At 32.6% G+C, this 25,513-nt stretch carries 25 protein-coding genes; 12 read left to right on the top strand and 13 right to left on the bottom strand.

Annotated elements, in window-relative coordinates; genetic code table 11:
- Positions 1-47 precede the first annotated feature (47 nt).
- The 4 genes from trpB to C8N41_RS07110 all read left to right on the top strand — a co-directional run bounded on the left by trpB (position 48) and on the right by C8N41_RS07110 (position 3,915).
- Positions 48-1,235 carry a tryptophan synthase subunit beta gene (gene trpB, locus C8N41_RS07125; RefSeq protein WP_115838702.1) on the top strand — a complete coding sequence of 396 codons (1,188 nt, stop codon included), beginning with the start codon at positions 48-50 and terminating at the stop codon, positions 1,233-1,235.
- 130 nt (positions 1,236-1,365) lie between these two features.
- On the top strand, positions 1,366-2,049 hold the full coding sequence (locus C8N41_RS07120) for a cell division ATP-binding protein FtsE (RefSeq protein ID WP_092444382.1): 684 nt from the start codon (positions 1,366-1,368) through the stop codon (positions 2,047-2,049).
- A gap of 49 nt (positions 2,050-2,098) precedes the next feature.
- Complete coding sequence (locus C8N41_RS07115) at positions 2,099-2,995, top strand: glycosyltransferase family 2 protein (RefSeq protein WP_115838701.1); 897 nt, start codon at positions 2,099-2,101, stop codon at positions 2,993-2,995.
- Complete coding sequence (locus C8N41_RS07110; RefSeq protein ID WP_115838700.1) at positions 2,995-3,915, top strand: glycosyltransferase family 2 protein; 921 nt, start codon at positions 2,995-2,997, stop codon at positions 3,913-3,915. The genes C8N41_RS07115 and C8N41_RS07110 overlap by 1 nt, the downstream gene beginning before the upstream one ends.
- On the opposite strand, the gene C8N41_RS07105 is transcribed toward C8N41_RS07110, so the two are convergent.
- Positions 3,900-4,307, bottom strand: coding sequence for a sugar 3,4-ketoisomerase (locus C8N41_RS07105; RefSeq protein WP_092444388.1), 408 nt, complete (start codon positions 4,305-4,307; stop codon positions 3,900-3,902). The genes C8N41_RS07110 and C8N41_RS07105 overlap by 16 nt on opposite strands.
- A 9-nt stretch (positions 4,308-4,316) precedes the next feature.
- Positions 4,317-5,399 (bottom strand): glycosyltransferase, encoded by a 1,083-nt coding sequence (locus C8N41_RS07100; protein WP_115838815.1) that lies wholly within the window; start codon positions 5,397-5,399, stop codon positions 4,317-4,319.
- A 121-nt stretch (positions 5,400-5,520) separates the two neighbouring features.
- On the opposite strand from C8N41_RS07100, the gene C8N41_RS07095 reads away from it, so the two are divergent.
- On the top strand, positions 5,521-6,654 hold the full coding sequence (locus C8N41_RS07095) for a glycosyltransferase family protein (protein ID WP_115838699.1): 1,134 nt from the start codon (positions 5,521-5,523) through the stop codon (positions 6,652-6,654).
- Here the strand turns inward: C8N41_RS07095 and C8N41_RS07090 are convergent.
- The 6 genes from C8N41_RS07090 to typA all read right to left on the bottom strand — a co-directional run bounded on the left by C8N41_RS07090 (position 6,651) and on the right by typA (position 14,347).
- Entirely contained in the window at positions 6,651-7,484 is an 834-nt protein-coding gene (locus C8N41_RS07090; protein WP_092447714.1) for a phytanoyl-CoA dioxygenase family protein, read from the bottom strand. The genes C8N41_RS07095 and C8N41_RS07090 overlap by 4 nt on opposite strands.
- The gene (locus C8N41_RS07085; protein WP_092444392.1) at positions 7,468-8,772 is read right to left on the bottom strand and encodes an O-antigen translocase; all 1,305 of its coding nucleotides are present in this window, start codon (positions 8,770-8,772) and stop codon (positions 7,468-7,470) included. The genes C8N41_RS07090 and C8N41_RS07085 overlap by 17 nt, the downstream gene beginning before the upstream one ends.
- Before the next feature lie 10 nt (positions 8,773-8,782).
- Complete coding sequence (locus C8N41_RS07080) at positions 8,783-10,093, bottom strand: O-antigen translocase (protein WP_092444394.1); 1,311 nt, start codon at positions 10,091-10,093, stop codon at positions 8,783-8,785.
- Positions 10,094-11,194, bottom strand: a complete 1,101-nt coding sequence (locus C8N41_RS07075; RefSeq protein ID WP_115838698.1) for a DegT/DnrJ/EryC1/StrS family aminotransferase — start codon at positions 11,192-11,194, stop codon at positions 10,094-10,096.
- Between the two features lie 178 nt (positions 11,195-11,372).
- A complete protein-coding gene (locus C8N41_RS07070; RefSeq protein ID WP_115838697.1) occupies positions 11,373-12,245 on the bottom strand; it encodes a GNAT family N-acetyltransferase in 873 nt (290 codons plus the stop codon).
- Positions 12,246-12,547: 302 nt separating this feature from the next.
- A complete protein-coding gene (gene typA, locus C8N41_RS07065) occupies positions 12,548-14,347 on the bottom strand; it encodes a translational GTPase TypA (protein ID WP_115838696.1) in 1,800 nt (599 codons plus the stop codon).
- 209 nt (positions 14,348-14,556) lie between these two features.
- Here typA and C8N41_RS07060 point away from each other — a divergent pair, with 209 nt between their 5' ends.
- The 4 genes from C8N41_RS07060 to C8N41_RS07045 all read left to right on the top strand — a co-directional run bounded on the left by C8N41_RS07060 (position 14,557) and on the right by C8N41_RS07045 (position 17,011).
- On the top strand, positions 14,557-14,916 hold the full coding sequence (locus tag C8N41_RS07060; RefSeq protein ID WP_170137096.1) for a hypothetical protein: 360 nt from the start codon (positions 14,557-14,559) through the stop codon (positions 14,914-14,916).
- 159 nt (positions 14,917-15,075) lie between these two features.
- Entirely contained in the window at positions 15,076-15,621 is a 546-nt protein-coding gene (locus C8N41_RS07055) for a hypothetical protein (protein WP_092444402.1), read from the top strand.
- A gap of 91 nt (positions 15,622-15,712) precedes the next feature.
- Positions 15,713-16,531 (top strand): 3-deoxy-8-phosphooctulonate synthase, encoded by an 819-nt coding sequence (gene kdsA, locus C8N41_RS07050; protein ID WP_092444404.1) that lies wholly within the window; start codon positions 15,713-15,715, stop codon positions 16,529-16,531.
- A 6-nt stretch (positions 16,532-16,537) separates the two neighbouring features.
- Positions 16,538-17,011 carry a GNAT family N-acetyltransferase gene (locus tag C8N41_RS07045; protein WP_115838695.1) on the top strand — a complete coding sequence of 158 codons (474 nt, stop codon included), beginning with the start codon at positions 16,538-16,540 and terminating at the stop codon, positions 17,009-17,011.
- 70 nt (positions 17,012-17,081) lie between these two features.
- On the opposite strand, the gene C8N41_RS07040 is transcribed toward C8N41_RS07045, so the two are convergent.
- A complete protein-coding gene (locus tag C8N41_RS07040; RefSeq protein WP_092444408.1) occupies positions 17,082-17,681 on the bottom strand; it encodes a DUF1684 domain-containing protein in 600 nt (199 codons plus the stop codon).
- Positions 17,682-18,117: 436 nt separating this feature from the next.
- Here C8N41_RS07040 and C8N41_RS07035 point away from each other — a divergent pair, with 436 nt between their 5' ends.
- Both C8N41_RS07035 and C8N41_RS07030 read left to right on the top strand, forming a co-directional pair.
- Positions 18,118-18,495, top strand: a complete 378-nt coding sequence (locus C8N41_RS07035; protein ID WP_115838694.1) for a VOC family protein — start codon at positions 18,118-18,120, stop codon at positions 18,493-18,495.
- A gap of 9 nt (positions 18,496-18,504) precedes the next feature.
- Positions 18,505-19,479 (top strand): YpdA family putative bacillithiol disulfide reductase, encoded by a 975-nt coding sequence (locus C8N41_RS07030; RefSeq protein WP_115838693.1) that lies wholly within the window; start codon positions 18,505-18,507, stop codon positions 19,477-19,479.
- A 43-nt stretch (positions 19,480-19,522) separates the two neighbouring features.
- Here C8N41_RS07030 and C8N41_RS07025 read toward each other — a convergent pair whose 3' ends face one another.
- Positions 19,523-19,966: an Lrp/AsnC family transcriptional regulator gene (locus tag C8N41_RS07025; protein WP_092444413.1), complete on the bottom strand. Its 444-nt coding sequence runs from the start codon at positions 19,964-19,966 to the stop codon at positions 19,523-19,525.
- A 117-nt stretch (positions 19,967-20,083) separates the two neighbouring features.
- On the opposite strand from C8N41_RS07025, the gene C8N41_RS07020 reads away from it, so the two are divergent.
- The gene (locus C8N41_RS07020; protein WP_092444415.1) at positions 20,084-20,479 is read left to right on the top strand and encodes a hypothetical protein; all 396 of its coding nucleotides are present in this window, start codon (positions 20,084-20,086) and stop codon (positions 20,477-20,479) included.
- Position 20,480: 1 nt separating this feature from the next.
- Here C8N41_RS07020 and C8N41_RS07015 read toward each other — a convergent pair whose 3' ends face one another.
- From C8N41_RS07015 to C8N41_RS07005, 3 genes are all read right to left on the bottom strand, one after another.
- Positions 20,481-21,098, bottom strand: coding sequence for a DEAD/DEAH box helicase (locus C8N41_RS07015; protein ID WP_092444418.1), 618 nt, complete (start codon positions 21,096-21,098; stop codon positions 20,481-20,483).
- A 55-nt stretch (positions 21,099-21,153) separates the two neighbouring features.
- On the bottom strand, positions 21,154-21,693 hold the full coding sequence (locus tag C8N41_RS07010; protein WP_115838692.1) for a sigma-70 family RNA polymerase sigma factor: 540 nt from the start codon (positions 21,691-21,693) through the stop codon (positions 21,154-21,156).
- 290 nt (positions 21,694-21,983) lie between these two features.
- Complete coding sequence (locus C8N41_RS07005) at positions 21,984-25,400, bottom strand: methylmalonyl-CoA mutase family protein (RefSeq protein ID WP_115838691.1); 3,417 nt, start codon at positions 25,398-25,400, stop codon at positions 21,984-21,986.
- Between the last annotated feature and the right edge of the window lie 113 nt (positions 25,401-25,513).

Raw genomic sequence — 25,513 nt, 5'->3', positions numbered from 1 at the left:
ATTAAAAAAATAATAGATTCCTGCCTTCGCAGGAATGACCAAGGCTTATGAAAAACACGTACAACATCAACGACAAAGGTTATTACGGAGAATTTGGTGGAGCATACATTCCAGAAATGCTCTATCCTAATGTAGAAGAATTACGTCAAAACTATTTAAAAGTTATGGCTGAACCCGATTTTCAAGCTGAGTTTAATCAACTTTTAAAAGATTATGTTGGTCGCCCTTCTCCTCTATATTTTGCCAAACGTCTTTCGGAAAAATACAACACCAAAGTGTATTTAAAACGTGAAGACCTCAACCATACAGGTGCTCACAAAATCAACAATACAATAGGGCAAATTTTGATGGCAAAACGTTTAGGTAAAAACAGAATTATTGCCGAAACAGGTGCCGGACAGCATGGAGTAGCAACCGCAACAGTTTGCGCCTTAACAGGAATTGATTGTGTGGTTTATATGGGCGAAATTGATATTGCACGCCAGGCCCCAAACGTAGCTCGAATGAAAATGTTAGGCGCTAAAGTGGTCCCAGCATTATCTGGAAGTCGTACATTAAAAGACGCCACAAATGAAGCTATTCGCGATTGGATTAATAATCCTGTGGACACCCATTACATAATTGGTTCTGCTATTGGTCCACACCCTTATCCAGACATGGTGACGCAATTTCAATCTGTTATTTCAGAAGAAATTAAATGGCAATTAAAAGACAAAGAAGGACGAGAAAACCCAGATTATGTCGTGGCTTGTATTGGTGGAGGTAGTAATGCGGCAGGATTGTATCATCACTTTCTAAACCATGAAGACGTTGGTATTATAGCTGTAGAAGCTGCCGGAAAAGGTATACATTCTGGTGAAAGTGCTGCGACTTCTGTATTGGGTAAAGAAGGTATCATTCATGGTTGTAAAACCTTGTTAATGCAAACTAAAGATGGACAAATTACAGAACCTTATTCTATTTCAGCAGGATTAGATTATCCTGGTGTTGGACCATTACATTCACATTTGTATAAAACAGGTCGTGGTGAATTTTATTCGGCAACCGATGATGAAGCCATGCAAGCCGGATTAGAACTTACCAAGTTAGAAGGTATAATTCCTGCCATTGAAAGTTCGCATGCTTTAGCCATTTTTAAACATAAAACCTTTAAACCTGAAGATGTGGTAGTGATTAGTTTATCTGGTCGTGGCGACAAGGATTTACAGAATTATATTGATTATTTTAAGTTGTAACTAACTAAAACTTGAAATCGAAGTTAAAGCTTCACAATGAAATATTAACAATCGGAATTTAGAATTTAGTTTTTGGAATTTGGTTTATTAGCAATACATTTACAATTACCAAATTATTTATAACAATAATATGTCTGAAACAGTTTTAGAACTTAGAGATGCTACGATTTATCAAGGAGATAGTATGGTACTTTCTAAGGTGAATTTTGAAATGAAAAAAGGCGATTTCGTCTATCTTATTGGTAAAACTGGAAGCGGAAAAAGTAGTTTTATGAAAACACTTTATGGTGATTTACAGTTAACTGAAGGTGAAGGTTCTATTGTAGATTTCAACTTAAAAACCATGAAGGAGAAAGACATTCCGTTTTTAAGACGAAAATTGGGCATCGTGTTTCAAGATTTTAAATTACTTCCCGATCGAACTATTAATGGCAATTTAGAGTTTGTGCTAAAGGCCACAGGCTGGAAAGAAAAAAACCGTATTAAAGATCGAATTGAAGTTGTGCTAGACAAGGTCGCAATGAAAACTAAAGGTTTTAAATACCCTCATGAGCTCTCTGGCGGAGAACAACAGCGTATTGCTATTGCTCGTGCTTTGTTAAATGATCCTGAATTGATATTAGCCGATGAGCCAACCGGAAATTTAGATCCACAAACCAGTGTGGAAGTTATGGAAGTCTTGCAAGACATTAATAAAAATGGAAATACCATTTTAATGGCTACGCACGATTATGCTTTACTTTTAAAATATCCGAGCAAAACCTTAAAATGCGACGAAAACAAAGTGTTTGAAGTGGTACAACGTAAGAGTTAAACCCTTAATATAACACTCTTAAGTGCTTTGTTAACCTTTGTAAAACCTTATGATTTCTGTATTAATACCTGTTTATAATTATAATGTTTCAGAACTCGTTTCCGTAGTACATAAGCAATTAATTATATCAGACGTTCCTTTTGAAATATTGTGTTATGACGACTGTTCTAATGATATTAAATTTCAGAAGGATAATAATATTATAAATACTTTTTCACATTCTGAGTATCATATTCTGCAAAAAAATATTGGACGAAGCGCTATTAGGAATAAGTTGGCTAAAGATGCCAAATACGATTGGTGTCTTTTTCTTGATGCCGATGTGATACCAAAAAACGACCATTTTATTGCGTTCTACCTACAATCAATTACGGCACGTTCTCAAATTATTTATGGTGGTATTTTATACCAAGATCAAACTGTATCCGCTTCACAAATGTTACGCTGGACTTACGGTCGAGAAAGAGAAGCCTTATCGGCAGAGGTGAGATACAGTAACACATATTTGAGTTTTTTAACGCTAAATTTCCTAATACATAAGGATGTATTTAACATCGTTCGGTTTAATGAATCTATTCCCAACTTACGGCATGAAGACACACTATTTTCTTACGATTTAAAAACCTCTAACATTAAGATTGAACATATTGACAATACAGTTTATCATCTTGGCTTAGAAGACAGTAAAACATTTTTAAAGAAATCTTTAGAAGCAGTAGAAGCTATAGATTTATTTGTTAAACAAGGTTTATTACCTGCGCATTACACCCGAATTACAAAACTGTATTCTCAAATAGAAAATAGTCCTATTTCAAAATTATTATCATTTATTTATCGTAAATATAATCGTATATTTAAGAGAAATCTGCTAGGTAAAAATCCTTCACTTTTAATATTTGACTTGTACAGATTAAGTTATTATTGCACTATAAACTCAAAACAATAATGTCTTTTTTCTCAGTAATCATATCCGTTTATAATAAAGAAGAACTCATTGCTCAGACCATTCAGAGTGTTTTAAATCAAACCTTTCAGGATTTTGAAATTATAGTCGTTAACGATGGTTCTACAGATAAAAGTGAGGCAATAATAAATAGTTTTAAAGACCATCGTATAAAATTATTTTCTATAAGTAATCAAGGTGCTTCTAATGCCCGGAACACAGGGATAAAAAAAGCAGCATCAGACTATATTGCATTATTAGATGGCGACGATACTTGGGAAACAACTTACTTGCAATACATGTTTGATGCTATCCGTAAATTCCCCGACCTAAAAATTTTCACGGCTGCCATAGCTCAAAAATATGAGAACAAAGTTATTTCTGTGCCGTATAGCTTCAAGCAAACTGAACTTTACGGTGTTTATGATTATTTTAAAGCCAGCCAGAAATACACACTTCTTACAAGTTCTAGTGTTGTTTTTAACATCTCTGTTATAGAAAAAAGTGGTTTTTTTAATACGTCACTTCTTACTGGTGAAGATACTGACATGTGGATTAGATTGGGACTTCATTTTCAAATCCTATTTATTAATAAGCTTTTGGCTTATTATCATCATGATATTTATAGTCTATCGAATACAAATTTTGATTTAGAAAAAAAACCAAATTTTGATGCTTATTTTGAACAAGAAAAAACCAATAGCTCTTTAAAAGGTTTTCTGGATCGTAATAGGTACTCATTGGCTATATTAAGTAAATTAAAAAATGATAATAAGCATTTTTTATATTACACTTCTCATTTAGATCTTAATAATATTAGTGTTAAACAACGCATGCTTCTTAAATCACCTAAATGGTTAATTCAGCTCTTAATAAAATTACAATCTTTAAAAGGTGAACGCTTAATTTACCCTAAGCACTGATTTTTAAAATCATCGTAATCTCTTATATATTCAGCTTCATTATATTCTGTAGATGCTAAAACCAAGCACACAGCACCAGAAGAAAAATTATCTATTTCGCGCCAGATCTGTGTTGGTATTAACAACCCTAAATTAGGTTTATTAAGCATAATTCGCTTTTTTGTTTTACCATCATCTACTAGCACTTCAAAACTTCCGCTTAATGCTATAATTACGGAATGTTGTTCCTTATGTGCATGTCCACCTCTATAACTATCACTAGGTACATCATACAAATAATACACCCGTTTTATGGCAAATGGAATGGTGTTCTTTTCTATAACCGCTAAAAAACCACGTTCATCATGCATTTTAGGAATACCTATTAATTTCACGTTACTTAGAGTACTCATCTGTCTTTTTTACTTTAAAATTGTTCGCCATTGTGCTGCTATATTCTCTTGTGAGAAATGAGAGACACTAGATTTAGAATTCTGTTTACAATGCAAGTATAAATCTTTATCTTCAAAAAGGCGGTTTATAGCAATTGCCAATGCATCTGAATTGTAATTTTCTATCAAAAGACCATTGTGATTATTTTGGATAATTTCATTAGGACCAGATTTACAATCTACAGAAATTACCGGAGTTCCCAATGCTAAAGACTCAATAATAGCCCTAGGAAAACCTTCATATTTACTCGTTAACACTGTAAATAATGCCGATTTAACTACTATAGTGGGATTAGGATTGTAACCCAAAAACTCTACCGAAGAGGTTAAATTAAGATCTTCAGTTTTGCTTTTTAAGCTTTCTAAATCTTTACCATCTCCTAAAATTTTAAGTTTAATATTTTGACTTGGTAAATTTGATTTTGAATACCCATCTAGCAACAATGAAATATTTTTTACATCGTCATCTAAACGTCCAAAAAATAAGATATAATTCTCACTAACTTCTGTTTCTGCGGTTTCAGTATTAATATTAATAGCATTGTAAATAGAAGTAACATTATTCAACCCATAATCTTCCTTTATTTTGTGGGCAATAAGTTTAGAAACACCAACAATTTTATAGGCGTTACTATAAATTAGTTTTCCTAAAAATCGATTAGGATTGATGTATAAGTTCACGTTATAACTTCGAACACAATAAATCGTTTTTTTAGGATTAAAAATAAATTGAGAGATTACATATTCTTTTATAAAACCAATTCGTGTTCTGTTATCTATAATATAATCAAAATTATGAGTTTTTAAATAGGCTTTCAAAATTCGTAAGCGTTGCCATCTTCCATAAGAAGTGTCATTTAAATCTTTAAGCTCGCCTAAATTGAGTAATTCTCCTTTAAAAGGAAACTCAATATCATTTAGTACACTCACAACATGGACATCATAACCAGTATTATAAAGTATCTGAGATAATAAGCCAGAAGAGCGCTCTGCTCCACCTTTACCTAAGGAGGACACCACAATACAGATCTTTTTCTTATTAGCTTTTAGCATTAACATTTATCTTTGAAACAAATGTAATGATATAAATGAAACATCTATATTTCAATGCTATTCTAACTAGATTATTCTTGAAATGTTCCATAACTTTGATTACAGTAATTAAAATCCACACATGAGAGTTTTATTGGTTGGCGAATACAATAGGTCACATAGATATTTAAAAGAAGGGCTGCAAAATTTAGGTCATGAAGCCATTGTTGTTGGCATGTGCGATGGTTTTAAAAAAGTAGATGTTGACATAGAAATAAATCAAAAATTTAGAATAGGTGCATTACAAAAAGTGAGGTCTTTAATAAAGCGTTTGTTTAAAATAGATTTGCATTTTATTCACGTCAAGAAGCAGCTCTTAAAGCTTAACAAGCAACTAAAAAATTATGATGTTGTACAATTCATAAATGAATCTTCTTTTCTCTGCGATGCTAAAGATGAACAAAACATCTTTGATTTATTAAGCGATTGGAATAAGAAAGTATTTATCCTATCGTGTGGTACAGACTACCCGAGTGTAAAATTTTCGTTTGATAAAAAATTCAGATACTCCATACATACTCCTTATTTTGAAGGCCGTGTAAAACCCACAGATTTCTCGTTAGGTCTAAAATATTTAACACCTGAATTTGTAAAATTACATCATCATATTTACAATAAAATTGAAGGTGTTATTAGTTCTGACCTCGATTATTACATTCCTTTAAAAAACCATCAAAAACATTTAGGAATGATTCCTCATGTTATAAATGTAGACAGCATACCTTATCAGGAACCTAATATAGAAGAGAAAATAACTATTTTTCATGGTATAAACAGAACAAACTATTACAAAAAAGGAAATGACATTTTTGATGCTGCATTAGATATAATTGAAAGTAAATACAAATCTGAAGTCAATATAATTAAGGTCGAAAACTTACCTTACACCGAATACATTAAAGCTTTTGACACTGCTCACATCTTATTAGATCAAGTCTATGCTTATGACCAAGGCTACAATGCGTTAGAAGCTATGGCAAAAGGTAAAGTAGTGTTTACTGGAGCCGAAAAAGAATGGGAAGAGTACTACGATGTAACACCAAATACTATAGTTATAAATGCATTACCTGATGCAAAGGATATTGCTTCTAAACTAGAATGGCTGATTGAAAACCCTGAAAAAATAATTGAAATATCTAAAAACGCACGCCAATTTGTAAAAACGCATCATAACCATATTGATAGTGCTAAATCATTTTTAGAAAAATGGTCTTAATTTTTTTGTTTCGGGAAACGGAGTTCTAGAGAAACTCTAGTAATATCCTCATTTTCATTTACAGCAGCTCCATGAATTAAAAAAGGAGAAAATAATAAGGCTTCACCTTCCTTAGGATTTGGTCTTGTCATCTTAATGGTTCCAGATTTTGTCTCTAAAATACAAGGCACATAATAAATATTTCCGTTAATTTTTGCGCCCTTACTTTCAGTTCTTAAAACTTCATTTTCTGGTATAAGGTGGCTTTTTGCGACCACTGGTAAAGACGATTTTTCATTACAACCTGCAATAGGTAGCCAAACATTGATAATATTTTCCCAATAACTCAAATAACCATCTCTGTGCGGTGGGTTTATATCCAAAGACTTTGGTCTACTTATCCTTATTTGAATATGTGATTTTTTTAGTTCCTCTACATAAGAAGTTAATTTGTAACCCAAAATATCCCCAAATCGCTTTGTCAATAAGTCTATATCAAAATCAAAATCTGAAGTTTCAAGATTACGAGTTATAGAAATTACCTGATTATGTAATGCATCTGTAGTAACAAGTTTATGATAATCCTTTAAGTCAAAGGTTTTATCATCTACAGTAACATTATTAGTCTTTAAAGCATCGATTATAATGTTTTTTACAGATTCTTGAAGCTTTAAAAAATCCTGATTTTCAAATGCTTTAACGGTATTAAAACCCTCATTTTCCCAAGACACTTTAGACAGAACATTATCTTTCTGCGGATAAAGCAATACGGATTTTCCCCAAAAAAAATCACCTTCAACCTCAAATTCAAAAGATTGATTATCAATAAATATTTTACATATTTTTTCCATCAGTTGAATTATTTTTTTGATTACTGAAATATATTTTAATGACAAAACATACCATTATAAAATAAAGAATATATCTCACAAAATGGGCAATGACAATCCCTTCTGTACCATAATATTGAATAAACACTTTAGACAGTACAAAAAATAATGCTAAAGAAGCTATTTCAGTAATTACAAAACTTTTTACCAAACGTTTAGCTAAAAACTGATGCGATAATACTAATGCACCTAACCTTATAAAATCGCCTAATAGCTGCCATTTAAACAAGGGCTCCATTCCTGTAAAATCAGGATAAATAAACTGTATAATATAATCTCTTAAAACATAAACGAGTAGCATCCCTAAACCAAAAATGGGCAAAATCGTTTTATAAATATTGAAGACTTCATTCTTAAATTCATACTTACTGTGAATGCTAGCAAACTTTGGTAGCACATAGAGCGTAAACAAACCTGTAGCAAATACCATATAATTTTTAGATATAAACGTAATGGCTGTCCAGTAACCCGCTTCATTAATATTGATTTCTTCTGCTACCAAAGTCCTAATATTTAACTCTATATAATTTAATAAAAATGTAGAAATAAAAGACATTAATGTAAATGCCAATAATTTATTTTTATAGAAAAGTTGAAAACCTAGCGACTTAAATTTTACATACGTTTTTAAGGTTTTACCAAATACAAACCCTAAAACGATTAACTGAATAACAGGCGCAAAGGCAATAGCAATAATAACCCCTTTTAATTCGGACGTAAATAATCCAATAACAAGCGCCACTGTAGCTAGCAGATAGCTAATAAGTTCAATTTTCGCGTATTTTTTGTAATCCGATAGCCCACTAACCACAGCATTGGCCACACGACTCATTGCTATAAATGGAGCAATTACAGCTAATAATTGAAAAATATAAATATAAGCCTGTGAGTTAAAGAGGTATTCGGACAAGTGGCTCGCTCCAAAAAACAATACAACCGCAGAAACGAGTGAACCAATTAAAGTAAAAGTGGTTACGGTAGAAAACACTTTAGAGAGTTCTGGCTGATTGGTTTTAAATTCTGCTACATATTTTACAACTCCGTTAAATGTACCTAAAGTAGTTGTGCTGGTAAGCATTGCCAAAATGTTTCTCACTTGACCAATACTAGCATAACCAGCCTCACCAACGGTAACAGCAAGTAGGCGTTGTACACCAGCAGATACCAGTAACCGAATAGTGATAACTACCGCATTAAGCGAAGTAATTTTAAGCACAATATTACTGCTAATAAACTTAGGAAGTTTCACGTGTTTGCTTTTAAAATTCGTCTATGCCATCTTCGTTAATAACACCAAACAACGAACTGCTAAATAGTAATACGATGATACCAAAGTACATAAAATAACTAAGACAATGTCCCATCACAGCACCTTGTAACCCAAATTCATCAATGAGATATATACTCGAAAAGTACATCATTATAAATAAAAATATTTCTAAAATTAAAAAATGTGCAAACATCTTTTTCGCTAAAAATTGATATACAATTACCATAGAAAGCACACGCGCTATATCTCCCAAAATTTGATAACCAAAAAGGTCTTCAACGGGTCTAAAATCTTCAGTAAACAATATATTAATAAGTAAAGACCTGCTGAGATAAATAAAAAGCAATATCACTAAAAACGGAGGCATAATCGTTTTATAAAAGCTAAAGGCTTCTTTTCTAAAGGCTTGTTTAGAATTTATTTCAGCAAAACGTGGTAAGATATATAGCGCCATCAACGAGTTAAAAAACATTAAATAGTAATCTGAAACCCGTGTCATGGCTGTCCAGTAACCAGCTGCTTTAATACCAATTTCTTCAATTAAATAATTCCTAATAATAATCATTACAATAGGTATTGCAATAGCACTTACTAGTGCCATAATCATATAAGGACTCAATTTATCAATAACGGACCAACTAACTTGAGTAATTTTAATTGAAGACACTAAACTTCGTCTAAACGCAATACCAACAATAGTAATTAATAAGTTGAGTGCAGGCGTAATTACAATAGCTTGTAATGCACCATCGATATTCTCTTGATATATTAAAAGTAACGTTACTAAAAGCCCCAAAATTTGTCCCAAAATATTTATGATCAATAAATATTTGTGCTTTGAGAACCCATTCATTATGGAAAACGCAAACATATTTAAGGCGTAAAATGGCAGAACAATCGCTAGTATTTTTATAATATAAGTGTAGCGATAACTCGATGAGAAGATGATATCGTTAATAACCTCGGCATTATAATAACATACAAATGCTAAAAGAACAGAAGAGAAAAAACCAAAGTAAAACACCGTAGATAATAATCTGGTAAGTTTAAGAACATCGTCTTTACATTGACTTATTAAACTTACAACACCTTTATAAAGTCCAGATATAGATAAGGATTGTAGTGCACTCATAAAATTTCGTAAGTTCCCGATAAGTGCCATACCAGGTGGACCAATATAAATAGCAATAAACTTAGAAACCAATATACCAGTAATTATTCTAAGACTAAGATTCGCTAAATTGAGATTAGCAGCCTTAACTAAAACTTCGTTATTAATATATTGAATAAGTTTTTTCAATTAATAGGTATTTAGAACATCTATTACCGTTTGAATCTCTAAATCACTCATTACAGGACTCATTGGCAAACTTATAACTCTTTTATGAATCTTTTCTGTTATAGGAAGTTTAAAATGTGAAAACTCTTTTAAGGCTTCCTGATGATGTGGAGGAATAGGATAATGTATTAACCATTCTACCTTGTTTTTATTTAAATATGCTGTGAAATCTGATCTATTTTCAACTTCGACCACAAAAGCGTAAAACACATGATTCTTAGAGCCATCATAGAAAGGTAACTTTAGTTTTGAGTTAGTAATACCGTCCAAATATCGTTTTGCTATGTCTTGACGTCTTTGATTATCGAGATCTAACGATTTTAATTTAAGGCTTAAAAATGCTGCCTGCATGTCATCTAAACGACTATTATATCCAATCGTTTTATTAGTGTACTTTTCTTGGCTTCCGTAATTGCGCAACAGTTTTACAACCTCAAATAATTCTGAATCGCTAGTGGTAACCGCACCACCATCTCCGAGTGCTCCTAAGTTTTTAGTAGGATAAAAACTAAAGGCTGCGGCATGAGATAAGTTTCCCGCTTTTCGGTTATTTAAATTTGAAATTGCTCCATGTGCCTGAGCAGCATCTTCTATTAACAACAAATTAAAATCTCTAGCTATTTTTTGAAAACTATTTACATCTGCTAATTGACCATACAAATGCACCATTATTACAGCTTTGGCTTCTACAAAAACAGCTTTATCTGTATGTACTGAAATGGTATAAGTATCTGGGTCTGGCTCTGCCAAAACAGGAACCAGTTCTGCATGCAACACGGACAAAATTGTTGCTATAAATGTATTTGCAGGTACAACTACTTTGTCGCCTCTATTCAGTTTACCAAGGGCCACATAGCCCTTTAATATTAAAGTTAAAGCATCTAGACCATTGCCTGTAGTTATGCAAAATTTTGTACCGCAATAGTTTGCATACTCATTTTCGAAATGAGTAACATTGGGACCTAAAATAAAATGAGCATTCTCTAAAGAATTACGAAAAGAGGTTTCTAGCGCATCGCGAAACCGATTATTGATTTTATATAAATCTAAAAACTTAATCATCAATATAAACTTGTATAAACATTTTTCACATGGCTATCCTTCAGAATTCAAATAAACCTTTGAAATATAAAACAACAATTATTTAAATTAAAACTTTAAGTCGTTATATTTCAATAAGATTTCAACTATGGCTTATTCTATAGGACTTAAAACAACTTAAATTAGAGGCCGTAAAACTTTATGTTTTTGAAATATGCAAATCTTTATAAATAGCGGTATTCACAGTATAGGTGTTTGCTGTAAAACTTCTAGCACCACAACTTTCTTTCCAAAAAATAAGACCTTCATTTATTTTACTTCCATTGTCTTCACTAGAAATATTAAAATCAAAATAACGCTTATCGTCACACATTTTATTAATGATAAAATCGTAAGCGAGATCTAAGCTACCATAAGTGTTTTTATCCAAGTTACCAGATACATACTGAGGGTGAACCGTTGTTTCAGTTAAAAATACGGTTGTGCCTGCCACAACTTTTCCATCCTTATAAATATTAACTTGTTTAATATTCTGTGGAAAGCGAGATGCTAATAGTTCTATTTCTTCTAAAGAATGGACCGGTTTAACACCGTGTTTGTTTTCTAAATTAGGAATTAATACCTCTTTCCAAAAATCTTTAAAATTTGTATCTACTTTTAGTTCAAGACCAGAGCGCAATGCTTTATTAATCCCTTCTCTTCTGTTTTTTTGAAAGCGTAATTTATGTGTATAATCAATAACCATTAACACGTCCTTTTTTACTAACTGCGCATTGGCTTTATACAGAAAATAATCTAATTCATCTGAAGGCATTTTATTATAAAAGGTTGGAATCACCTTTATTTCTAAAGTTTTCAAGCCTTCATTTTCATAAAATGATAGCATGGCCTTAAACGCCTCAAAAGCATATAAAAACTTGGATTTATCTTGAAGCACAAAACTACCATAAGTTAAGCCTTGATGAGAAATCACCTTGTCACCAACCTTATTAGCAGGAAGCAATGCATAGAGTTCATTCTCTTTGTAAATCATCACTGAATAATCAGTAAAACGATGATTGTGATAATCCATAAAGCCACGTTCAAATAAAAATGTGGCATTTTTAGCCGTCTTTACAAATGCATCCCACTCCGATTGTAAACTAGAGTTATATTTTGTTACTGAGAAAATAATACTTTTAATTTAGTTGGACTCCAAAGTAAATAAAAAACTGTGAGTTTAGATTATTTATACAGAGTAAATATTAAAGAAATGCAGCTGACACTTCCTAATCGGTAAAACTTAAAAATGGAAGAGGTAGTGTGAAAAACAAAAAAAGAGAAACACTTTTCAGTATTCCTCTTTTCTCAATCTATATTTTTTAACAATATCTGTTACAAATTCTTATTTCGCTTACGATCTACTTCTTTTAAATAGATTTTACGTAATCTCAAGTGATTTGGTGTTACCTCAACATACTCATCTTTCTGAATATATTCTAAAGCTTCTTCTAAAGAAAACTTAATTGCTGGTACAATCTTAGCTTTATCATCTGCACCAGAAGAACGTACGTTACTTAATTTTTTAGTTTTAGTAACATTAACAGTCATATCATCTTGACGAGAGTTTTCTCCAATAACCTGACCTTCGTAAATATCTTCACCTGGATCTACAAAAAACTTACCTCTATCTTGTAACTTATCAATAGAATAAGGAATGGCTTGTCCGTTTTCCATAGATACTAATGATCCATTTTGACGTTCTGGAATACCACCTTTTAATGGCTTGTAATCCGTAAAACGGTGCGCCATAATAGCCTCACCTGCCGTTGCTGTTAATAATTGATTACGCAAACCAATAATACCACGAGATGGTACTATAAATTCACAAACCATACGATCACCTTTAGCTTCCATACTAACCATCTCACCTTTACGCATAGTCACCATTTCAATGGCTTTACCTGAAACATTTTCTGGTAAATCGATGGTTAATTCTTCAAAAGGCTCACATTTTACACCATCAACTTCTTTGATGATTACTTGTGGCTGACCAATTTGAAGTTCGTAACCCTCACGACGCATCGTTTCGATTAAAACCGATAAGTGTAATACACCACGACCAAAAACCATAAATTTATCTGCACTATCAGTTTCTTCAACACGTAATGCTAAATTCTTTTCTAGCTCCTTAGTTAAACGGTCTTTAATATGACGAGACGTTACAAACTTTCCGTCTTTTCCAAAGAAAGGCGAATCGTTAATGGTAAATAACATACTCATTGTTGGCTCATCAATAGCGATGGTTTTTAAACCTTCAGGATTTTCGAAATCTGCAACCGTGTCACCAATCTCAAAACCTTCTAAACCTACAATAGCACAAATATCTCCAGTTTGTACTTCTTCTACTTTTTTACGACCTACACCTTCAAAAGTATGTAGTTCTTTAATTTTGCTCTTTACAATAGAACCATCTCTTTTTACTAAAGAAATTTGTTGGTTCACTTTTAAGCTACCTCTTGTTAAACGACCAATTGCAATTCGTCCTGTAAAAGAAGAAAAGTCTAAAGAAGTAATTAACATTTGCGTGGTACCTTCTTCAAATTTTGGTTCAGGGATATGCTCAATCACCATATCCAATAAAGGCTCTATATTTTCTGTTTCGTTTTTCCAGTCGTCACTCATCCAATTGTTCTTTGCAGAACCATAAACCGTTGGAAAATCTAACTGCCACTCTTCAGCACCAAGTTCAAACATTAGGTCAAAAACTTTTTCGTGTACTTCATCTGGTGTACAGTTTTCCTTATCTACTTTATTAACAACCACACATGGTTTTAATCCTAAATCGATAGCTTTTTGTAACACAAAACGTGTTTGAGGCATTGGCCCTTCAAAAGCATCTACTAAAAGTAAAACACCATCAGCCATATTTAATACACGCTCTACTTCTCCACCAAAATCGGCGTGACCAGGAGTATCAATAACATTAATTTTAGTGTCTTTGTAAATAACAGAAACGTTTTTTGAGGTAATTGTAATTCCTCTTTCACGTTCTAGATCATTATTATCTAAAATAAGATCTCCTGTGTTTTCGTTTTCACGAAACAATTGACAGTGGTACATAATCTTATCTACCAATGTAGTTTTACCGTGATCGACGTGTGCAATAATTGCAATATTTTTAATCTTAGCCATAACTGATGCTGATTTTTAAGCGTGCAAATGTACGGTTAATTCTTCTTTTTTCGTTAATTATATGTTATAATTTCAATATCAAGTAATTTGAACCCGTATCTTACGTTAAAATATTGATTAACAGATATGGCCTACCCTACAACACAATCTCTAATTAGGCTATTACAACTGCGCTTATGCAGATTGATCTGAACCTTAAAATTTACCAGATGAATACGCTTCGCAAATACACAAAATTTATTCCTTACCTCTACTTTCTGTCGGTAATTATGTATTGGTTTACAACAGTTAATGCCACTGAAGGTGTCTCTGCTTATCCTATTTTATTGTTTAGTATACCATTCATTTGGCAACTTGTAAAACCGAGTAGAAAATTAAATTTTTCATTAGGTATTGTATTTGTCTGCCTCTCTTCGTATCTCATTTTAGCCTATGTATTCGATTTATTACACATTATTCATTGGTCTAAAACATCTCGAAAGATTCTATTTTACGGCGGACTCTTAGTGGTTGGTAATTTTGTAATGTCGCTTTGGATTGTTAGAAATAGCATTAAGAAGGTTTTTTAATTGCATTTTGAAGAGTTTACCGAAAAACTAATTAGCAACTCTCAAATTAATATACTAAAGTGCTAAGCATCTATTTTTTAAAGCTTAATAATCAAAATCATCGTTTTGTTTTAAGCTTCAAAATCCTATCTTTACAGTTCACCACTTAAGTTTAAAGCTTTGAGAACAATTCCATTTGTAAATTTTAGAATACTAAAACAATGTATCTGCATCGTATGCCTCTCTACATTATTTGCATGCCCTTCTGATGATGATTGCACTAAGACAATTACTATTCCGCAAACGTATTTCGTCGGCAATCAAAGCTATATTCAAGAAATCACGCAAGAAATTCCATGTGACCAACAAGAACCTTCGGAGCCAGGAGAAATCATAGAACCTCCTGTTTTAGAAAATTTTACTTATGAAATACTAAGTTTCAATTATGAGCCTTACACCGATAATAACACAACCCTAGTCCAATATGAAATTCAACTTAATAATCATAATGATTTTGCGGTAACTGGGATTCCATATTTGACTAGAATTGATGGTAATTTTGAAGTATCTGGACCGATTTCAACAGATGCAAGTGAACCCTGTTATGAAATTTCAGCGAATTCTAGTTGCGTATTATCTTTTAATCAAGAATATACAATAGACCCAAACATTCCTCCATCATCTACGTTTCAAATAGTTAATGTAGAATATGTTGTAATAAACTAAAATTTCAGCTTTAAATCTTGTGACTATTTGACTCACAAAAGTTATGGTTATATAGTATATTTGCACACTAAACATACTCATAAATACCGTTATGGATTTAACATATATACCTAAAATAAAACACACTAATTCTAACAACTTTTTTCTACTCTGTGGTCCATGTGCCATCGAAGGTGAGGATATGGCCTTACGTATTGCTGAAAACGTTGTAAAAATCACCGACAACCTTAAAATTCCTTACGTCTTTAAAGGCAGTTTTAAAAAAGCAAACCGTAGTAGAATTGATAGTTTTACAGGAATTGGAAACGAAAAAGCATTAAAAATTCTTAGAAAAGTTTCAGAAACTTTTGATGTCCCAACCGTAACTGATATTCACGAAGCGTCAGATGCTGCTATGGCTGCAGAATATGTAGATGTGCTACAAATTCCGGCTTTTTTAGTCCGACAAACCGATTTAGTGGTTGCTGCTGCTAATACTGGAAAAGTAGTGAATTTAAAAAAAGGACAATTTATGAGTCCTGAGGCCATGAAACACGCCGTACAAAAAGTTAAGGACGCAGGCAATGAACAGGCTTGGATTACAGATAGAGGCACCATGTTTGGGTACCAAGACATGATAGTTGATTTTAGAGGTATCCCAACCATGCGCCAATATGCACCAACCGTTTTAGATGTTACACATTCACTTCAACAACCTAATCAGAGTATCGGAGTCACTGGTGGTAGACCAGATATGATTGAAACTATTGCGAGAGCCGGAATTGTAAATAATGTCGATGGCTTATTTATTGAAACCCACTTTGATCCTGCTAATGCAAAAAGTGATGGTGCTAACATGTTGCATTTAGACAACCTAGAAGGATTGTTAAGTAATTTAGTGGCTATTAGAAAAACTGTAAATAGCTTATAAGACATTTTGAAAAAGACGGTAGAAATAAGACCAGCAACACAAGAAGACATCCCAGAAATTACAGCACTTTTTAGGGCTACAATTCCTTATGTGACTTCTAAGCATTTTTCCGAAAAACAGATGAATGTTTGGGCATCTGGAGCAGATGATATCGAAGCTTGGGAAAAACGCATTCAAAAACTCTATTTTATTGTGGCCCAAATTGACACGACTATGGTTGGTTTTGGGTATCTTAAAAACGGTAATTTTATAGAAGGGCTATATGTACATAAGGACTATAAACGTCAAGGTATCGGCTCTAAGTTACTACGTATAATGGAATCGCAAGCAATGATGAATGATTATGACGTTTTAAAATCTGATATCAATAAAACAGCTATACCATTTTTTGACAATAGGTATTTTGAAGTCATCAAAAAACACAAGAAAAATTATAAAGGTGTCATCTTTGAAAACTATTTAGTTGAGAAAAATTTATAACACCTTATAAATAGCATTTTAGCATTTCTATAACTCATTGTATACAATAAACTGTGAGGCAAAATTTCTTTTACTTTTTAAAAGCTTTAACTCCTGCTTCAACAGCCATATCAACGTAATTTGCACGCGGTACAATTGGGCAAGAATACTTTTCATTATATGCACATAATGGGTTATATGCCGAATTAAAATCTATTTCTATAATGTCTCCTTCCGGAATTTCTAAATCAATATAACGTCCACCTCCATAGGTTGAAACTCCATTAGTATGATCTAGAAATGGTAAAAACAAGTAATTTTCAAAACCTTCGGTTTGCATTAGTTCTTCACCTTGGTAAGCATTTAATTGATAGGTCTGCCCTTTTAATTCAAAAGTTAAAACTCCCAAAATCCGTTCTTTAGATAAACGATCTGTACTGGTTTTCATATTAAACCATTTACTATCTGGTGTACGCTTTAATGTTGCTGTGACCACATAAGTAGAATCATAAGGAAAGAAATCTAAGCCTTCAAAATTTTTTAAATCTTTGGATTTTAACGGAGATCTTGAGGCATCTTTAAACTCGGCATTCATTTTTCTCTGAAATGGCGTTTCCCCTTTAATCATCTTTTTATTTTCAGTACAACTAAAGGTAAATAGAACTAAAATATATACTACTAAATTCTTCATTTCAAATTGATTTAAAAATCAAAAATACAATTAATGTTTATATACAGCGTGCTAATTTTAATATTTGAAATGCGACATATAACATATTTAGAAACAAAAAATGCATCGTACAAATCGCATTTTAAGAAGTGTTGTTTCATCTAAATATTTAAGGTTTATTTCGGTATTTTTATAATAAGACTAGTATTTTTAACTTCAACCAATTTGATAGGTTTGTCTTACATTGATACCTTTGTTTTAAGAACAACAAAAAAGATTTCTATAGAAGTTATTTAGCATTATAAGCCATATTTTTTACTTTAGTTTTTATAATAGAACTAAAAATAAAGATGGACTAATAAGACTATTCAGCTCAAATCAATTGCGCCATCATGGATTCTTAGAATTTATTAGCCTCTATCACATGGTTACTTAATCTTATAAAACGCAATTTATAATGAACTTAAATCAGATTACAATATTATCATTTGATACAAGAACATCTGTAAGATTTTATAAAAAACTAGGACTTAAACTCATCGTTGATGCTTTACCAAGATATGCACGATTAGAATGCCCAGATGGAGAGTCTACCTTTTCTATTCATCACACCGAAGACTTAATCATTAATAAAGGGGTAACCCTCTATTTTGAAGTTGAAAACCTATCTAAAACAGTTTTAGAACTTCAAGAAAAAGGTATTACTTTTAATTCTGAAGTTAAAGAACAATCTTGGCTTTGGCAAGAAGTACACCTCAAAGATCCTGATGGTAACCCAATCATCATTTACCATGCAGGAAAATATCGTAAAAATCCACCGTGGAGAGTTAATTAAAAACAGCATATGGAAACAACACATATAGATATAGTCATTATAGGAGCCGGACCAATTGGTATCGCTTGTGCACTAGAATGTAAAAAACGAAACTTAAATTATATTGTCCTCGAAAAAGGTGCCTTGACTAATTCTCTGTTTAATTACCCATTAAACATGACCTTTTTCTCAACATCAGAGAAATTAGAAATCGACAACATACCATTTATAAGTAATAACCCAAAACCCACACGGAATGAGGCTTTAGAATATTATAGACGTGTCACGACCTCTAATGCTTTAAAAATTAATCTCTACGAAAACGTACAAAAACTTAATAAAACAGACTATGGGTTTAAGGTTGTTTCTGACCTCAACACTTATATAGCGAAGAAAGTTATTATTTCTACAGGGTTTTATGACATCCCTAATCTTTTAAATGTAGAAGGAGAACATTTACCCAAAGTATTTCATTATTACAAAGAAGCACATCCGTTTTTACTGCAAGATATTGCCGTTGTAGGAGCAAGTAACTCTTCTGTAGATGCAGCTTTAGAAATTTATAGAAAAGGCGGAAACGTTACCATGATAATTAGAGGAAGTGCGATTGGAGAACGTGTAAAATATTGGGTAAAACCAGACATCATTAATCGTATAGAAGAAGGAAGTATTAAAGCCTATTTTAATTCTGAAATTGAAGAAATAAAAGCAAAAGAAATTGTCATAAAAACTCCAGATGGTCAAAAAACTATCGCTAATGATTATGTAATTGCACTCACAGGCTACAGACCAAACCTATCGTTTTTAGAAAACGCAGGTATAGCGCTCTCTAAAGATGGTAAATCCATCCCAAAGTATAATTCTATCACCATGGAATCTAATGTGAAAGGATTGTATTTAGCTGGTGTTATTTGTGGAGGTCGAGAAACGCATAAATGGTTTATTGAAAACTCTAGAATACATGCTAAAATCATCGCAGAACATATCGCAGAAAACCTAGCGTAATTATAAAGGTGCTTTAACTTGTAAAATAAATCTAATTGTAGGTTTATTTTACAGGTTTTACTTCACTGTATTTTACAACATGAGAAAGTACAATTTGGGTCTTAGTTTCCCCATAACTAATCAATTGGTCTATAAAAATTTCTAAATGTTTTTGATTTTTTAAGACGACTTCCATAACAATGTTTTCATTACCCGTTATACGATAACAATTTACAACCTCATCGTAGGTTTTAACCTTTTCTAAAAACGGCTTTAACATACCCATAAAAGCTCTTAGCGTAATTAAGGCTTTCAATTGATAACCAGCTTCAAATGGAGATACAAACGTTGTATAGCCTTGAATAATTTCAGCATCCTCCATTTTTTTTATGCGCTCAGAAACTGCAGGCGAAGTTATACCAACACGCCTTCCGATTTCTGCATTAGACATACGTGCATTTTGTTGTAAACACTTTAAAATCTTCCAATTTAAATTATCAATGCTCATTTAAAGAAAATTAACTAAAATTATTTAAAATTTAAAGTAAATATACAAATTGACTTTAAATACTAAAGATAAATTTAAAATTTAGTTCTTAATTTCGTTACAATTGCTATTAATATTATGAGTTACCACCTACCATCTCATTTGTCTGATTTGCCTATTTACAAAAAGGCCATAGATATCATTGTACTCTCACGAAGTATATCGACTTATCTCAATCAAGATTTGGCGTATTTAAATACAGATGGTACGGAAGATAATAATATTTATTTCTCAGGAGATATCGTTCAACAATCTACAAATTTAGCACCACAAATTATAAGTGCACAACAAGAATCTTGTTCTCATAAAAAAAGTAAACACCTCGAAAGTTTAGAGCGTTTAACAACAAGACTTTATATTAATTGTAAAAGGCTAGAGAAATCTAATAGTAATGGGAAAGATTACTTACCAATTCTGCGTGGTGAATTAAAAAAATTCAGAAAACTACAACGTACTTGGATGTTAACGCTTTAAGTTACTTCTTCTTGGCAACGATGTGCGCATTACTCATAAAGTTATGTTGATAATTTTTAATCTTAGAATACATCTCATCGGCATTAATTATAAATTGACATTTACTAAGACTTTCGGATAATCTTAAAATAAGATTGTACGCATTATTTCGACCTAAATAATCGGCATCTTCAATAGCAAACAGTTGCACTTCGCCTAAGTGTATACCATTTAAAAAATATAATTTACTCAATCTAGCAGGAGAAGCAATGACGATATCTTGTCCAAAATATACCTCGTTTTTCTGCTTTTCAATATCGTACTCATCGTAAAGCGCATACACCCTTAAATCTGTATTTTTTGTAAATTTTTCAAATTCTTCTTTTAAAGCAAGAGCGTCAATTTTATCTTTTACAACTATTATAGCGCGTGGAGAATCTTCAAACGCCTGCGCTTTTAATTTGTGAATGGTGGCAATAATTAGTGCGGTAGTTTTTCCACTCCCTTTAGGTGCAAGCACATAAGCATCAGAGCCTCCCTTTAAGATTGGCAAAACTTTTTTCTGAAAGGCATTTGAAGTTTCAAAACCTGCATTTTCTAGAGACTCCTTTAATAAAGGGTGTAATTTTTTGAAAGACATGATTGCATTTATTTATGCGTAAACTTATTGCTTACTAAGAACTACAAAGATACCATTAATGGCATACTTTACAGTCGGCTTTGTCTTGAATTTCTCCAACTAAATGATCGTCATCATTCATCTTAAAACCACAACAATCCATAAACCCTTGTGCTATTTGCTTTCTTGCGCGTTGAATCTGAGACTTTACAGTAGGTAAAGACAAATGCAATTGATTGGCCACTTCTTGTTGCTTCATGCCTTTTATATCGGATAAAAACAAGGGATCTCTATACTTTTTAGGTAAGTTTTTAATGATTCCTCTTAAACAATCTTGTTCCGTATGCTCTTGAGGTTCAGCATCAAAATGCACCTCTACAGCTTCTACAGGCAATTCTAATTTTCGTTCTCTAAAATAATCTAAAACCGTATAGCGTGCTATAGAAAACAACCAAGACTTTAGTTTGTGATCATCTTTTAACGTATGCAATTTAGTATGCACTTTTATAAATGTTTCTTGAAGAATGTCTTCTGTAATATCTATGTGTTTTACCTTACTTAAAATAAAGTATTTTACATCGTCTGCATACATTCTCCACACCTCTGTTGTAGTCATATCTTAATTTAAATAAAATTAGTTCGGATACAAAAATTATACCCGAACTAACATTAGTTTAACAATTACAACCTGAGCATGCGCAGCTGTCACAGGTGCACTCAAAACAATTTCCTTTTGCGCAACCATTACAATCGCACGTGCATTCTTTATTTTTCATAATATCTATTTTTATGTGTTCATATAATAGACGTAATAATTCTAAAAAAGATGCAAAAAGATGTTATTATTTTTCAAAAAACAGATCAACAATCCATTAATTTGACTTATTACTACTGAAATGAAGCTACTTACATATTTCTACGATACTGACCTCCAACCTCAAATAAAGCCGAAGTAATTTGGCCTAATGAACAGACTTTACAGACCTCCATTAAAGCTTCAAAAATGTTTTCGTTATTAATAGCCTTCGTTTGTAAGTCTCTTAATAATGCGTTGGTATCATTTGATTTGTGTAGATTTTCTAATGTTTTAATCTGAAACTGCTTCTCTTCTTCTGTAGCTCTAATCACTTCCGCAGGTTGTACTGTAGGTGACCCTTTACTACTTAAAAAGGTATTAACACCAATAATTGGGAATTTACCATTGTGCTTTAACGTTTCATAATACAAACTCTCTTCCTGAATTTTAGAACGCTGATACATGGTTTCCATAGCACCCAAAACACCACCTCTTTCTGTAATTCTATCAAATTCGAGTAATACAGCTTCTTCTACTAAATCTGTTAATTCTTCGATAATAAACGAGCCTTGAATTGGGTTTTCGTTTTTATTTAGTCCTAATTCTTTATTGATAATAAGTTGAATTGCCATTGCTCGACGAACCGATTCTTCGGTTGGTGTTGTAATAGCCTCGTCATAAGCATTGGTGTGCAACGAATTACAATTATCGTAAATAGCATATAAAGCTTGAAGCGTTGTACGGATATCATTAAAGTCAATTTCTTGTGCGTGTAAGCTTCTTCCTGATGTTTGAATATGGTATTTAAGCATTTGCGCTCTCGCATTGGCTCCATATTTATGCTTCATGGCTTTTGCCCAAATTTTACGTGCTACACGACCAATAACAGCATATTCTGGATCAATACCATTAGAAAAGAAAAACGATAGGTTAGGACCAAATTTATTGATATCCATTCCTCGACTCAAATAGTATTCTACGTAAGTGAAACCATTAGATAAAGTTAGGGCTAGTTGTGTAATCGGATTGGCTCCTGCTTCTGCAATATGATATCCAGAAATGGAAACTGAATAAAAATTACGCACATTATTCTCAATAAAATACTCCTGTACATCACCCATTAATCGCAGTGCGAATTCAGTTGAAAAAATACAAGTGTTTTGTGCCTGATCTTCTTTTAAAATATCGGCCTGAACGGTTCCTCTTACTTGTGCAATGGTATTCTTTTTAATGTCTTCATACACATCTGCTGGTAATACTTGGTCACCAGTAACACCTAAAAGCATCAACCCTAAACCATTATTTCCTTCTGGTAATTCTCCATTATAAGAAGGACGTTCTTTATCTTTATAAAGTTTAGCAATTTTTGCTTCAACTTCTTTTTCTAAGCCATTTTCTTTTATATAAATTTCACATTGTTGGTCAATGGCTGCATTCATAAAAAAGCCTAATAGCATTGGCGCAGGACCATTAATAGTCATACTAACCGATGTCATTACATTAGCTAAATCAAAACCTGAATACAGTTTTTTTGCATCATCTAAACAACAGATTGAAACTCCTGCATTTCCTATTTTCCCATATATATCCGGACGTAAATCTGGATCATTACCGTAAAGCGTTACACTATCGAAAGCCGTTGATAAACGCTTAGCTGGCAATCCTGCACTAACATAATGAAAACGTCTGTTGGTTCTTTCAGGACCACCTTCTCCTGCAAACATACGTGCAGGATCTTCTCCTGTACGCTTAAAAGGATATAAACCTGAAGTGTACGGAAACTCTCCTGGTACATTCTCTTGCAAGGTCCAACGTAATAAATCTCCCCAAGCTTGATACTTTGGTAACGCTACACGAGGAATTTGTAGGTGAGACAACGACTCTGAATGGGTTTCAATCTTTATTTCCTTATCTCTTACCTTAAAACTATAAATAAGGTCCTTGTACTTGTTAACCTTCTCGTCCCAACCCGTAATGACTTCCCAGTTATAAGGGTCTAAATTTAGTTTCACACGGTCGAATTCAGCAATAAGCAATTTTACAAAATCTTTATTCTCAACCGCAATTGTATCTATCTCGTCACTAGCAATTCCGGCTTTATCCAATGCTGGTTTAGCATCTAAAACAGATTCTAAGGTTTTATAAATACCATAGAGTTTCTGAGCCACTTCTACCTGCGAAGCCGCGGTTTTGTCATAAGCACGATTATTCTCTGCAATTTCAGATAAGTAACGTGTTCTAGAAGGTGGAATAACAAAAATCTTCTCACTCATTTCTTTTGAAATTTCGAAAGTAGATTTTAGTTCTGACTGAGCTTTTTCCACCAATTTATCCATAATAGCTTTATACAACGTATTCATACCTGGATCGTTGAATTGTGAAGCTATCGTTCCATAGACAGGTAAATCATCTTGGTGAACATCCCAAAGGTTATTGTTACGCATATATTGCTTTTTCACATCGCGCAACGCATCCAATGAACCGCGTTTATCAAATTTATTAATAGCTACTAAATCGGCAAAATCGAGCATGTCAATTTTTTCTAATTGTGTTGCTGCTCCAAATTCTGGTGTCATAACATAAAGTGACACATCAGAATGTTCTATAATTTCGGTATCTGATTGTCCTATTCCTGAAGTTTCAAGAATAATTAAATCGTATTCCGCTGCTTTTAATACCTCTACAGCTTCGTTTACATATTTAGACAAAGCTAAATTAGACTGACGCGTTGCTAAACTACGCATATATACTCTAGGAGAATTAATAGCATTCATTCGAATACGATCTCCTAAAAGTGCACCTCCAGTTTTTCGTTTTGAAGGATCAACGGACACTAAACCAACAGTTTTTTCGGGAAAATCGATTAAAAATCGTCTTACTAACTCATCTACTAAAGACGATTTCCCAGCTCCACCAGTTCCAGTAATTCCAAGTACAGGTGTTTTTGAATTCTTATTTTTGGTATGAATAGCTTCTAAAGTCTCTTTTGCAACCTCAGGAAAGTTTTCAGCTGATGAAATTAATCGTCCAATGGCTTGTGGATTTTTTTCATGAAGTTTTTTGACATCAACATCTAATACATCTCCTAATGCGAAATCCGATTGTTGAACCAAATCGTTAATCATCCCTTGTAATCCAAGTGCTCTACCATCATCGGGAGAATAGATTCTGGTAATTCCATAATCCATTAATTCTTTAATTTCTTCAGGTAGAATTACTCCACCTCCACCTCCAAAGATTTTAATATGACCTGCTCCTTTTTCTTTGAGCAAATCGTACATATATTTAAAATACTCGTTATGGCCACCTTGATAAGACGTTAATGCAATCGCATTTGCATCTTCTTGGATGGCGGTATTTACCACTTCTTCTACACTTCTATCATGACCTAAATGTATCACTTCTACTCCAGTAGATTGAATAATACGACGCATAATATTAATGGCAGCATCATGTCCATCAAAGAGAGATGCGGCTGTTACTATACGGACTTTATATTTTGGTTTATAAGGTGCAACTTGTTCCATTCGTAAAAATCTAGCTTATTTAGGTGGCAAATTTAAGGAATATTCAAAAATTTAAGGCATCAATCTATAAATATCTAAAACTTAAAGAAACTCCTTAAAGCTTTCAATTTTAA

Origin of the sequence: Winogradskyella sediminis, assembly GCF_003387355.1 — a bacterium.
GTDB lineage: Bacteria > Bacteroidota > Bacteroidia > Flavobacteriales > Flavobacteriaceae > Winogradskyella > Winogradskyella sediminis.
This window is presented reverse-complemented; position numbering and strand designations above follow the sequence as displayed.

Coding starts and splice junctions, on each gene's coding strand:
- trpB (WP_115838702.1), top strand. CDS start 48: ATGAAAAACACGTACAACATCAACGACAAAGGTTATTACGGAGAATTT.
- C8N41_RS07120 (WP_092444382.1), top strand. CDS start 1,366: ATGTCTGAAACAGTTTTAGAACTTAGAGATGCTACGATTTATCAAGGA.
- C8N41_RS07115 (WP_115838701.1), top strand. CDS start 2,099: ATGATTTCTGTATTAATACCTGTTTATAATTATAATGTTTCAGAACTC.
- C8N41_RS07110 (WP_115838700.1), top strand. CDS start 2,995: ATGTCTTTTTTCTCAGTAATCATATCCGTTTATAATAAAGAAGAACTC.
- C8N41_RS07105 (WP_092444388.1), bottom strand. CDS start 4,307: ATGAGTACTCTAAGTAACGTGAAATTAATAGGTATTCCTAAAATGCAT.
- C8N41_RS07100 (WP_115838815.1), bottom strand. CDS start 5,399: ATGCTAAAAGCTAATAAGAAAAAGATCTGTATTGTGGTGTCCTCCTTA.
- C8N41_RS07095 (WP_115838699.1), top strand. CDS start 5,521: ATGAGAGTTTTATTGGTTGGCGAATACAATAGGTCACATAGATATTTA.
- C8N41_RS07090 (WP_092447714.1), bottom strand. CDS start 7,484: ATGGAAAAAATATGTAAAATATTTATTGATAATCAATCTTTTGAATTT.
- C8N41_RS07075 (WP_115838698.1), bottom strand. CDS start 11,194: ATGATTAAGTTTTTAGATTTATATAAAATCAATAATCGGTTTCGCGAT.
- C8N41_RS07070 (WP_115838697.1), bottom strand. CDS start 12,245: ATGGATTATCACAATCATCGTTTTACTGATTATTCAGTGATGATTTAC.
- typA (WP_115838696.1), bottom strand. CDS start 14,347: ATGGCTAAGATTAAAAATATTGCAATTATTGCACACGTCGATCACGGT.
- C8N41_RS07060 (WP_170137096.1), top strand. CDS start 14,557: ATGAATACGCTTCGCAAATACACAAAATTTATTCCTTACCTCTACTTT.
- kdsA (WP_092444404.1), top strand. CDS start 15,713: ATGGATTTAACATATATACCTAAAATAAAACACACTAATTCTAACAAC.
- C8N41_RS07040 (WP_092444408.1), bottom strand. CDS start 17,681: ATGAAGAATTTAGTAGTATATATTTTAGTTCTATTTACCTTTAGTTGT.
- C8N41_RS07035 (WP_115838694.1), top strand. CDS start 18,118: ATGAACTTAAATCAGATTACAATATTATCATTTGATACAAGAACATCT.
- C8N41_RS07030 (WP_115838693.1), top strand. CDS start 18,505: ATGGAAACAACACATATAGATATAGTCATTATAGGAGCCGGACCAATT.
- C8N41_RS07025 (WP_092444413.1), bottom strand. CDS start 19,966: ATGAGCATTGATAATTTAAATTGGAAGATTTTAAAGTGTTTACAACAA.
- C8N41_RS07020 (WP_092444415.1), top strand. CDS start 20,084: ATGAGTTACCACCTACCATCTCATTTGTCTGATTTGCCTATTTACAAA.
- C8N41_RS07015 (WP_092444418.1), bottom strand. CDS start 21,098: ATGTCTTTCAAAAAATTACACCCTTTATTAAAGGAGTCTCTAGAAAAT.
- C8N41_RS07010 (WP_115838692.1), bottom strand. CDS start 21,693: ATGACTACAACAGAGGTGTGGAGAATGTATGCAGACGATGTAAAATAC.
- C8N41_RS07005 (WP_115838691.1), bottom strand. CDS start 25,400: ATGGAACAAGTTGCACCTTATAAACCAAAATATAAAGTCCGTATAGTA.